The organism is Serratia sp. CY55921 (assembly GCF_052167655.1).
In the GTDB taxonomy this organism is placed as follows: Bacteria; Pseudomonadota; Gammaproteobacteria; order Enterobacterales; family Enterobacteriaceae; genus Serratia; species Serratia ureilytica.
On record NZ_JBJNMU010000001.1, the window covers coordinates 2,266,142 to 2,276,388 of the forward strand.

General features: G+C 62.7%; 14 protein-coding genes. 10 read left to right on the plus strand and 4 right to left on the minus strand.

The genetic code is table 11. The annotated features are described in order from the left end of the window. Positions 1–176 precede the first annotated feature (176 nt). From ACJ8M3_RS10960 to ACJ8M3_RS10970, 3 genes are all read left to right on the plus strand, one after another. A complete protein-coding gene (locus ACJ8M3_RS10960; protein WP_089194428.1) occupies positions 177–1,613 on the plus strand; it encodes an aminotransferase-like domain-containing protein in 1,437 nt (478 codons plus the stop codon). Positions 1,614–1,694: 81 nt separating this feature from the next. Continuing rightward, on the plus strand, positions 1,695–2,720 hold the full coding sequence (locus ACJ8M3_RS10965) for an AraC family transcriptional regulator (RefSeq protein WP_033642344.1): 1,026 nt from the start codon (positions 1,695–1,697) through the stop codon (positions 2,718–2,720). Next, positions 2,717–3,382 carry an epimerase gene (locus ACJ8M3_RS10970; protein ID WP_442514674.1) on the plus strand — a complete coding sequence of 222 codons (666 nt, stop codon included), beginning with the start codon at positions 2,717–2,719 and terminating at the stop codon, positions 3,380–3,382. The genes ACJ8M3_RS10965 and ACJ8M3_RS10970 overlap by 4 nt, the downstream gene beginning before the upstream one ends. 10 nt (positions 3,383–3,392) lie before the next feature. On the opposite strand, the gene ACJ8M3_RS10975 is transcribed toward ACJ8M3_RS10970, so the two are convergent. Continuing rightward, positions 3,393–3,815: an NUDIX hydrolase gene (locus tag ACJ8M3_RS10975; RefSeq protein WP_129993277.1), complete on the minus strand. Its 423-nt coding sequence runs from the start codon at positions 3,813–3,815 to the stop codon at positions 3,393–3,395. Positions 3,816–3,922: 107 nt separating this feature from the next. Here ACJ8M3_RS10975 and sseA point away from each other — a divergent pair, with 107 nt between their 5' ends. Then, positions 3,923–4,768, plus strand: coding sequence for a 3-mercaptopyruvate sulfurtransferase (gene sseA, locus ACJ8M3_RS10980; protein WP_442514698.1), 846 nt, complete (start codon positions 3,923–3,925; stop codon positions 4,766–4,768). Here the strand turns inward: sseA and ACJ8M3_RS10985 are convergent. Then, positions 4,765–5,634 (minus strand): LysR substrate-binding domain-containing protein, encoded by an 870-nt coding sequence (locus tag ACJ8M3_RS10985; protein WP_442514675.1) that lies wholly within the window; start codon positions 5,632–5,634, stop codon positions 4,765–4,767. The genes sseA and ACJ8M3_RS10985 overlap by 4 nt on opposite strands. A 280-nt stretch (positions 5,635–5,914) precedes the next feature. Here ACJ8M3_RS10985 and ACJ8M3_RS10990 point away from each other — a divergent pair, with 280 nt between their 5' ends. From ACJ8M3_RS10990 to ACJ8M3_RS11005, 4 genes are all read left to right on the plus strand, one after another. After that, on the plus strand, positions 5,915–7,150 hold the full coding sequence (locus ACJ8M3_RS10990; RefSeq protein ID WP_442514676.1) for an FAD-dependent oxidoreductase: 1,236 nt from the start codon (positions 5,915–5,917) through the stop codon (positions 7,148–7,150). Between the two features lie 68 nt (positions 7,151–7,218). Then, a complete protein-coding gene (locus ACJ8M3_RS10995) occupies positions 7,219–7,479 on the plus strand; it encodes a type II toxin-antitoxin system Phd/YefM family antitoxin (RefSeq protein WP_016928576.1) in 261 nt (86 codons plus the stop codon). Continuing rightward, entirely contained in the window at positions 7,439–7,786 is a 348-nt protein-coding gene (locus tag ACJ8M3_RS11000; RefSeq protein WP_052133736.1) for a type II toxin-antitoxin system RelE/ParE family toxin, read from the plus strand. The genes ACJ8M3_RS10995 and ACJ8M3_RS11000 overlap by 41 nt, the downstream gene beginning before the upstream one ends. Before the next feature lie 24 nt (positions 7,787–7,810). After that, the gene (locus tag ACJ8M3_RS11005; protein ID WP_033642337.1) at positions 7,811–8,323 is read left to right on the plus strand and encodes a GNAT family N-acetyltransferase; all 513 of its coding nucleotides are present in this window, start codon (positions 7,811–7,813) and stop codon (positions 8,321–8,323) included. Positions 8,324–8,345: 22 nt separating this feature from the next. Here the strand turns inward: ACJ8M3_RS11005 and ACJ8M3_RS11010 are convergent, their stop codons facing one another. After that, a complete protein-coding gene (locus ACJ8M3_RS11010) occupies positions 8,346–8,858 on the minus strand; it encodes a DUF2165 family protein (RefSeq protein WP_206196167.1) in 513 nt (170 codons plus the stop codon). Between the two features lie 134 nt (positions 8,859–8,992). Between ACJ8M3_RS11010 and ACJ8M3_RS11015 the strand changes: the two genes are divergently transcribed. Continuing rightward, positions 8,993–9,256 carry a type II toxin-antitoxin system ParD family antitoxin gene (locus ACJ8M3_RS11015; RefSeq protein WP_004939442.1) on the plus strand — a complete coding sequence of 88 codons (264 nt, stop codon included), beginning with the start codon at positions 8,993–8,995 and terminating at the stop codon, positions 9,254–9,256. After that, a complete protein-coding gene (locus ACJ8M3_RS11020; RefSeq protein ID WP_089196766.1) occupies positions 9,241–9,540 on the plus strand; it encodes a type II toxin-antitoxin system RelE/ParE family toxin in 300 nt (99 codons plus the stop codon). Before ACJ8M3_RS11015 ends, ACJ8M3_RS11020 begins: the two co-directional genes overlap by 16 nt. Before the next feature lie 7 nt (positions 9,541–9,547). Here ACJ8M3_RS11020 and urtE read toward each other — a convergent pair whose 3' ends face one another. Continuing rightward, positions 9,548–10,246, minus strand: coding sequence for an urea ABC transporter ATP-binding subunit UrtE (urtE, locus tag ACJ8M3_RS11025; RefSeq protein ID WP_033642334.1), 699 nt, complete (start codon positions 10,244–10,246; stop codon positions 9,548–9,550). Position 10,247: the final 1 nt, after the last annotated feature.

The following is a 10,247-nucleotide window of genomic DNA, read 5'->3' on the forward strand; positions in this document are numbered from 1 at the left end:
TTATTCCCCCTGATGTTTTCGCCTTGTTGTGATGATGCGCGCCGGGCAAAAAACAATACAGATGCACGTTAGCGTTATTTTTTTCATACAGCTGCATACCAAAATGCGCTGAATGGTTTACTTTTGAGGCATCTGTACCGGTTTTTCGGTTGCTTTTCCTGATGAGGGATATCTGTATGACACGCTACGCCACGCTGGCCGCCATTCTCAGCCAACGCATTCAGCAAGGGCTGTATCCGGTCGGCCACCGCTTGCCTTCGGTGCGCGCGCTGAGCCTGGAACACGGCGTCAGCATCAGCACGGTGCAACAAGCCTACCGCCTGCTGGAAGAACGGCGCCTGGTGGAAGCGCGACCGAAATCGGGCTACTTCGTGCATGCGCAGCGCACGCAGGCCGAGCTGCCCGCCATGACGGCGCCGACGCAGCGGCCGGTGGACATTTCGCAATGGGAACAGGTGCTGGAACTGGTGCGCACCCGGCCGCGCGAGGGCCTGATCCAACTGGGGCGCGGCATGCCGGACATCGCCGAGCCGACGATGAAACCGCTGATCGTCGCCCTGCGCAACGCCGCCCGTCACGGCGACTTGCGCAGCCTGTATTACGACAGCATCCAGGGCGTGACCGCGCTGCGCGAACAGGTCGCTCGCCTGCTGCTGGATTCCGGCTGCCAAATCGGCGCCGATCAGTTGCTGATCACCACCGGCTGTCAGGAAGCGATCTCCGCCGGGCTGCGCGCCGTTTGCCAACCCGGCGACATCGTGGCGGTCGATTCCCCCTGTTTCCACGGCACCATGCAAACGCTGAAGGGATTGGGCATCAAAGCGCTGGAAATCCCCACCGATCCGCTGACCGGCGTGAGCCTGGCGGCACTGGAGATGGCGCTGGAACAGTGGCCGGTCAAGGCCGTCCTGCTGACGCCCAACTGCAACAACCCACTGGGCTACATCATGCCCGACGCCCATAAACAGCGGCTGCTGACGCTGGCGCAGCGCCACGACGCGGCGATCATCGAGGATGACGTTTACGGCGACATCGCCTATCACTACCCGCGGCCGCGCACCATCAAATCGTTCGACGAAGATGGCCGCGTGCTGCTGTGCAGCTCGTTTTCCAAAACGTTGGCGCCGGGGCTGCGCGTGGGCTGGATCGCGCCCGGCCGTTATCTGGAGCGGGTGCTGCACATGAAGTTCATCGGCTCCGGCGCCACCGCCACGCAGCCGCAGCTGGCGATCGCCGACTTCATCCGCGGCGGGCACTATCTGAAGCACCTGCGGCGCATGCGCGCCCGCTACCAGCAAAACCGCGACCGCATGACCGATCTGATCCTGAAATACTTCCCGGCCGGCACCCGCGTCAGCCGGCCGCGCGGCGGTTTTATGCTGTGGATCGAACTGGACGAGGCGTTCGACACCCTGCGGCTGAATCGCCATCTTGAACAGCAAGGCGTGCAAATCGCCGTCGGCAGCATTTTTTCCGCCGCCGGCAAGTATCGCAACTGTCTGCGCATCAACTATGCGCCGACGCTGACGACGGAGATCGAACAGGCGGTACAACGGGTCGGCGCCACCATCCAGGCGCTGATGCCGAGCAACAGTTTGGCGCAATCGGATTAAATCTTGACGCGATCGGATTATCGGCGCACGGACAGGCTGTTTTAGAGTAATGCCTTCTCTTACCACTGGCAGGCAACAACCATGAGCAGCGATCAAATTCCGGTTTCCAACGCGTTGGCGGTGCGCCTCGCGGCGCAAGGCGTCGATCTCGAACGGGTCGGTCAGTTGGCCGGCTTGCCCGCCGGGCTGCTCAGCGAGCGGCGCGTAAAAGTGCGGTTGACCACCCACCAGTTCTTCGCCGTCTGGCGCGCCCTCGCCCAACTGAGCGACGATCCCGCCTTTGGTCTGCGGCTGGGCGGCGACGTCGCGCCGGAGCATTACGATATCGCGTCAGTCGCCGCACTGCACTCCGCCACGATGGGCGAGGCCCTGCGTAAAGTCGCGCGCTACAAACGGTTGGTGTGCCCGGAAGAACTGATGCTGGAGGAAGATGGCGACAGCGTTCGGCTGCATACGCGTTGGACGATGATCGAGGACCATACGCCGGAATTGCTGATAGACACCATGTTCGCCTCTATCACCACCCTGTGCCGCCGTGGCACCGGTTTACCGCTGCAGCCCAAGGCGCTTGAGGTGACCCGCCGTCGCGATCCCCACTCACCGCTGCTGCGCCACTTCGGCTGCCCGGTGCGATTCGACGCGCCGCTGGACGTGCTGGTATTTGACCGTGCGCTGATGCAGCAGCCGCTTATCACCCACGACCAGGACATGCTGGCGCTGCTGCTGCCGGAGCTGGAGGCCGAGTTGGCCGAAGCGCGCGCCGAGCAAGACTTGCCCACACAGGTGATGACGATCCTCGGCCGCAGCATGCGCGGCCAGCGCCCCAGCGTCAACAGCGTGGCCGCGGAGCTCTATCTCAGCCCACGCACGCTGCAGCGCCGTCTGCAACGGCACGGCTACAGCTACCAGCAGTTGTTGGACAAAACCCGCCACCGCACCGCCTGCCGCTTGTTGGCGGAGACCGATCTTGAGCCAGGGGAAATCGCCTTTGTGCTGGGATTCGAAGAGCTGAATTCGTTCAGCCGCGCCTTTATTCAGTGGGAAGCGCTGACGCCCAGCCGCTGGCGCATGCAGCGCACCGCCGGCCAGTGGGAGAACAGAGCATGAAAGTGATTATCTTCGGCGCCAGCGGCATGGTGGGCCAGGGCGCGTTGCGGGAATGCCTGCGCGATCCGCGCGTCAGCGAGGTGCTCAGCATCGGCCGTCGTCCGGTGGCGCAGAGCCACGCCAAGCTGCGCCAGCTCTCCCTGCCCGATCTGCGTGATCTGTCGGCGCTGGAGCCGCAGCTCGCCGGCTATGACGCCTGTTTCTTCTGCCTGGGGATTTCGTCCGCCGGCATGAGCGAAGCCGAATATCGCGCGGTGACTTACGATCTGACGCTGGCCGCCGCCCGCCCGCTGGCGAGGCTGAATCCGACGATGGTCTTCCTCTACGTTTCCGGCGTCGGCACCGACAGCAGCGAACGCGGCCGCAGCATGTGGGCCAGGGTCAAGGGCGCCACCGAAAACGCGCTGCTGGCGCTGCCGTTCCACGCGGTGATGTTCCGCCCCGGCGCCATTGTGCCGCTCCACGGCATTCGCTCCAAAGTCCGCACATACGATCTGATTTATCGGCTGTTCAAGCCGCTGTGGCTCGGCGCATTGCGACTGTTTCCCGCGCAGGTGAGCAGCACCGAACGAATCGGGCTGGCGATGCTGGCGGTGGCGCGCCGGGAAACGGCCTTGCGCATCCTGGAGCCGCCGCAGATCAATCAACTGGCGACGCGCTGAAATACCGTCATCAACCGCGCCGCCGCCAATACTCCGCCACCCGGCGGCGCAGATGCTCGATGCCCTGCGGATGCTCAATAAACTGCGCCACCGGCATCATCCGCCAGCGCTGGCCTTCGTCGCCGAAGCGAATGGCGGCGATCTGCGCCGGGGCGATCTCGCCGGCCATAAACCAGGTCGGCGGGGAGCCGGGCAAAATGCCGGCGTAGCGCCGCCGCCAGACAACCTGGTGTTCGGCGATCGCCACGCCGAACTCTTCCCGCGTTTCCCGCTGCACGCACTGCAGCGGCGTTTCGCCGTTTTCCCGCCCGCCGCCGGGCAGATCCCACTGACCGGGCCACGGAATGCTCGGCTTGTCGTCCCGTTGGTAAACCAGCAAGAGACCGTCGCACAGCAGCGCGATCTTGGCCCCGCCAAACGCCTCGTCCGTCATGATTTCTCCGCTCCCGGCCCCATCGCCTTTGACTGAACATCATACTTCATCCCCGCGCGGCCTGGTGTATAGTGAAAATCCGTTTTCACAACAGGCGAACAATGACGATGAACTCTCCGTTTCTGGTGACTCCCCAATGGCTTGCGCAACATATCAACGATGAAAATCTGGTGGTGATCGACGTTCGGATGTCGCCGGTCGGGCTGACGCCGAAAAAAGACATGCTTGCCGAGTTCGAACGCGGCCATATCCCCGGCGCGGTCTATTTTGATATCGACGACGTGGCGGACAAAAACACTGCGCTGCCGCACATGTTGCCGACGGCGGTGGAATTCGCCGCGGCGGCGGGCCAATTGGGCATCAGCGAGCGCGATACCCTGGTGATTTACGACGAGGGCAACCAGTTCTCCGCACCGCGCGGCTGGTGGACTTTCCGCAATTTCGGCGCCGAGCGCGTTTATGTGCTGGATGAAGGGCTGAACGGCTGGACCGCGCTGGGGCAAGCGTTGGAAACCGGCCCGGCGCAGCCTGCCCCGCAGACGTTTAACGCCCGGTTCAACGCCGACGCGGTGGTGGGTATGCGGCAAGTGGAGCAAGCGTTAGGCACGCCGGTGCAAATTCTCGACGCGCGCGCCGCGCCGCGCTTTTATGCCGAAGCGCCAGAGCCGCGCCCCGGGCTGCATCGCGGCCATATTCCCGGCAGCATCAACATTCCGTACGGCGAGCTGCTGGAAAACGGCCGCTTCAAATCATTGGAGGCGCTGTGCCAAACCTTCAGCGACAAGGGGGTGGACATCAACGGCCCAATCATCACCAGCTGCGGCTCCGGCGTGACGGCGGCGGTGCTGGCGTTTGGCCTGCTGTCGCTCGGCGCGCCGCAGGTCAAGCTGTATGACGGCGCCTGGAGCGAATGGGGCCAGCTGAGTGGCAAGCAGCCTATCGCCCAAGATTAAGTTTCGATCCGCTCGACCACGATCTGCGCCAGCCGCTGCACGGCGGCCGAAGGCTGATCCTCGGCGCGGTGCAGCACCACGCCGAGTTGGCCGAGAGCGGGCAGCAGATTGGGGGCCAGCGGTGACAGGCCGGGCGGCAAGCCCGCCGCCGTGCGCACCGTAACGCCCAACCCGGCGCTCACCGCCGCCCACACGCCGTTCAGGCTGCGGCTGCTAAAGGCGATGCGCCAGGGTATGCCGGCGCGATCCAGCACCTGCGTCGCCGCGCTGCGCATCAGACAGGGCGCATCGAACATCACCAACGGCAACGGCTCATCCCCTTCTCGCCAGGGCGCCAGCGCGAAGCCGGGCGACGCGATCCAGTGCAACTGCCGCTGCCCCAGCGCCTGATGAAACGGCGTGCTCAGACCGCCATCCCACGCCAGCGACAGATCCAGCTGGCCTTTCAGCACCCAGTCGATCAGCTCGGCATTACGCGCGATGCGTGCCTCGATCCTCACCTTTGGATTGGCGCGCGCGAAGCTGCCCAACACCTGCGGCAGAAACGTCTCGCCGAAATCCTCCTGCAGCCCCAGCCGCACCGTGCCCTGCAGATCCAGCCCGCGCACCGCGGCGGCGGCTTCGTCATTAAGCTCCAGCAGGCGGCGCGCGTAACCGAGCAGGGTCTCCCCCGTCTCGGTCATCACCATGCCGCGCCCGGCCTTGCGCAGGATCGGCGCGCCAACCTGCTGTTCCAGCTTTTTCAGGTGGGCGCTGACCGCCGACGTCGAACGCCCCAGCCGTTCAGCCGCCTTGGCGAAGCTGCCCAGCTCGACGCCGGTGACGAAGCTGCGCAAATCCTCGAGATCGAACGTTATTCGCCCCATGCTGACCATCCTGATTTTCTGAATCATCAATCAAAATAATACCGATTTTACTGATAAAGATGGCGTGTCACGCGCTCCGGGTCAATGTCTTTCCGGAGAATCCTTATACTCGCGATGCAATACCGTTTTACCCTGCCCGCCGGTTCCGCCCCTCTGTCCGCTCCCTTTGACCACACTGCGCCGCGGGTTGACAGCTCAATGTGATATTGATAATCATTATCAATATTGCATATTCATTTGCGGCTCGCGGGATGCGGGCCGCTCTCCGGGGTCAACCGCCATGTCGTCATCACCAATCACACCTTACGCCACCACCTGCTGCATCGTGGGAGGCGGCCCCGCCGGGCTGATGCTCGGCTATCTGCTGGCGCGGGCGGGGATCGACGTGACGGTGCTGGAGAAGCACGCCGATTTCCTGCGCGATTTTCGCGGTGACACCATTCACCCGTCGACGCTGGAAGTCATGCATCAACTGGGCCTGCTCGACGAGCTGCTGACGCTGCCGCATCAGCGCGCGGAATCTCTGCACGCCGAAGTCGCCGGACGCGACATCAAGCTGGCGGATTTCACCCGCCTGCCGACGCGCTGCAAATTTATCGCCTTTATGCCGCAGTGGGAGTTCCTCAACTTTTTGGCCCAGCAGGCCGCCGCCTTCCCCAACTTCAGGCTGCTGACCTCGGCGCAGGTTCATGAGCTGCTGTACGACCGCGGCCAGGTATGCGGCGTGCTGGCCGACACGCCGGAAGGCCCGATCCGCGTGCGCAGCCGGCTGGTGATCGGCACCGACGGCCGCAACTCGGTGGTGCGCGAGCAGGCGGCGCTCAGCAGCCGTTCCTTCGGCGCGCCGCGCGACGTTGTGTGGATGAAGCTCAGCAAGCAGCCGGGCGATCCGGCCTGGTCGATGGGCCACACCGGGCCGAAGCAGAACTTCATCATGATCGATCGCGGCGACTACTGGCAGTGCGGCTACTCGATCGATAAAGGCAGCTTCGACGCGATCCGCGGTAGCGGCCTGGAGAAATTTTTGCTGCACCTCGCCGAGGTGGCGCCATTCCAGGACGATCGCCTGCAGGAGATCGTCGAGTGGGATCAGGTGAAGCTGCTGAGCATCCGCATCGATCGTCTGGATCGCTGGGCCAAACCGGGAGTGCTGTGCATCGGCGACGCCGCGCACGCCATGTCGCCGATCGGCGGCGTGGGCGTCAACCTGGCGATTCAGGACGCGGTGGCCGCCGCCAACGCCCTGATCCCGCCGCTGCGCCAGCATCGGCTGCAGCTGAAGCATCTGCTGAGCGTGCAGCGCCGGCGCGAATTCCCCACTCGCGCCATCCAGTTTTTGCAGATCAAAATGAGCCAGCGCAAGCCGGGCGAACGCCGCGCGGCGGGCGGCTCGCGCTTGATCGCCCGCGTCGGCAACAGCCGCTGGCTGCCGCGCCTGTTCGGCCGCATCATCGGCCTGGGTTTTCGCCGTGAAACACCGCGGCATCTGTCCAACGAAACCTGCCCGCCGGAATAGCATTGGTGATTTTTTCATCGCGCCGTATAATGGTTAAATCGAACGATTTAATTAACTGGAGCGATTAAATGTACGCACTCACCGCGAACGAGGCCAAAACCCAATTCGGCGATTTGCTGCTCAAGGCGCAGCGTGAACCGGTGCAAATCAATCGCAACGGCAAACCGGTCGCCGTCGTCATGTCTGTAGAAGATTACCAGGCGCTGGAAGATCTCAAATTAAGCGCACTGCAGCAAAAAATCGCGCAGGCTACCGCCGAGGAAGACGCCGGTAAGGCGGTAGACGGCGATGCCTTCTTCAACCGTCTGCTCACCGATGAAACAGACTGAGATACCCGCGTTTCGCCTCACCCCGCAGGCCCAACAAGATCTGCTGGCTATTCGTCATTTCACCATCGAGCACTGGGGCCAAGCGCAATCTCGCCGCTATCTTGAGCAGTTGAGAGAGGTCATGCATCATTTGGCAGATATGCCGGAAGCGGGTAAAGCTCACTTCCACGATCTGGGCGAAGAGATACGCCGTTTTCCTTACGCCAGCCATAGGATCTACTACCGCAACCGCCCTGCCGGCATCACCGTTCTCGCCATTCTGCATCAGGCGATGGTGCCTCACCGCCATCTGGAACAACGGCTGTAATTTTTCTTACTCAAAGGGGCACTGATGTTCACCGTTCGTCAGGCATTGCTGGAAGATTTAACGCAAGTGCGCGATATCGGCATCCGCACCTACCGCGCCCACTTCGGTGAGCTGTGGCGCTACCCGCACGAGCTGGAGGCCTTTCTGGCGGAGGATTTTTCCGTCTCCGCGCTGGAACGGACGCTGCGCGATCCCGACGTGTGCTGGCTGTTGGCCCATGAGGATGACGCCCTCGTCGGCTATGCGCGGGTGAACTTCGACAGCCTGCTGGCACCAACCGAGCACATCGGCGCAGAGCTGCAGAAAATCTATTTTCTGCCGGGCCATGCCGGCAACGGCTATGGCCAGCGCCTGTACGAACAGGTGCAGCAGCGGGCTATCGACCGTCGGCAAAAAACGCTGTGGCTGGAAGTGCTGCAACGCAACACCCGCGCCCAACGTTTTTATCAGCGTCAAGGATTGAGCATTTGTGGCGAGACCTGCTACACCAGCGCCCAGGGCTCGATAGGCATTTGGTATATGAGCAAGGCGCTGTAACCGCGCCCCACTCCGCCGTCGTTTAGCGCGGCTCCCGCTGCAGCATCAAGAACAGCAAGGCAAACGCATTGGGCGCCAGGTAGATCAGCGCCCCCAGCTGCACCGCCAGCGGATCCTTCTTGGCCTGCCAGGCCATAAACCAGTCGCCGGCGACCACCATAAAGCCGACGCCCCACACCGTTATCGCGCAAAGCGCCCCCAGCATCGCCCAGGCTTTGCCCTTGGCGAAAGCGGCGTAAGGGCCTTTCAATCGCCCGATCATCAGCGCCACGCCCGCCGTCGCGAATAGGCCGGCCAGCGTTTCCAGCGCGGTGATGACCGCCAACCCCAACATGCAGGCCCAGTCGGCGCTGATCGCGCGCCACATCAGCCCCGGCGTTTGATAAGTATCCTGCATGGCGAGCAGCGGCCCCACCGCATTGCGCGCGGTGCCGGCGAAATCCGCCGTATTGTTCAACAGGCTAAACAGCCCCCACAGGGCCGGAAACAGGGACAGGACGATGCAACCGAGGCGTGACACAGTGGTTTCGTTCATGGTTATCCTTAATGAATAAACGGGTGGCTCCCGTCCTCATGACGGGACCGCTCTTGAGAGCCTGATAGTTTGACGTGCACAATGTAAGAACTAATCTTACAATGACGCAGCATAGCCGAAAGTGAGGAGGAACAATGGGCAGAACACTAACGGTAGATCTGGGTGACGAACTGCGTAGCTTCGTCGAAGACCTGGTGGCCAGCGGCGATTACCGAACGCCCAGCGAAGTCATCCGCGAATCCGTGCGCACTTTGCGCGAACGTACCGCCGCCTCAAAACTGGAAGAGCTTAGGCGCTTGATCGCCGAAGGAGAGAACAGCGGCGAAGCCGTCGAATGGGATCGTGATGTGTTCATGGAAAGAATACGGAGCAAAGCAAAAGGATGCGCAGGAGAGTAACCGTTCGTCCAAAAGCGTTGGACGATATGGAAGAGATCTATTTTTACGGGTTGGCGCACTTTGGCTTGCAGGTGGCCGAAGATTATCTGCGCCGCCTGCATCAGGCTTTCGATAACCTTAGCCACCACCAACTCGGCAAAAACATCGATGCAATCGGCCCCGGCCTATGGGTATCGCCCGTCGCCAACCACCTGATTTATTTTCGACAGCACAGGCGGGAGGTGAATATCATCAGAGTGCTGCATCATTCCCGCGATCCGCTCAGCCAATCCTTTTTCAGCTGACCCAACGTTAAATCGCCACCAGCCCGCGTACGCCGTCCTGTTCCATAGCGCTGCCGGCGCCGCGCTGCACGATGCTGCCGCGCGACATCACCAGATAGCTGTCCGCCAGGTCGGCGGCGAAGTCATAGAACTGCTCCACCAGCAGGATCGCCATATCGCCCCGCGCCGCCAGCTGTTTGATCACCGCGCCGATCTCCTTGATCACCGAAGGTTGGATCCCTTCCGTCGGTTCGTCGAGGATCAACAGCTGCGGCCGGCAGGCCAGCGCCCGGCCGATCGCCAGCTGCTGTTGCTGCCCGCCGGAAAGATCGCCGCCGCGCCGATCCTTCATTTGCCGCAGCACCGGAAACAGTTCATAGATCGGATCCGGCACCGCGCGCGCGTCGGCGCCGGAAAAACGCGCCAGCCCCATCAGCAGATTTTCCTCCACCGTCAGGCGCGGAAAAATCTCCCGCCCCTGCGGCACATAGGCGATGCCCGCCTGCACCCGCTGATGCGGCTTTTTACCGGTGATGGTTTCGCCCCGCCAACGGACGCTGCCGCTGCGCGCCGGGATCAGCCCCATCAGGCATTTCAGCAGCGTGGTCTTGCCCACGCCATTGCGCCCCAGCAGGCAGGTCACCTCGCCGATGCGCGCCTCGAACGACAGGCCGCGCAGAATGTGGCTGCCGCCGTAATACTGATTCAATTCCTCTACCTGCAGCATG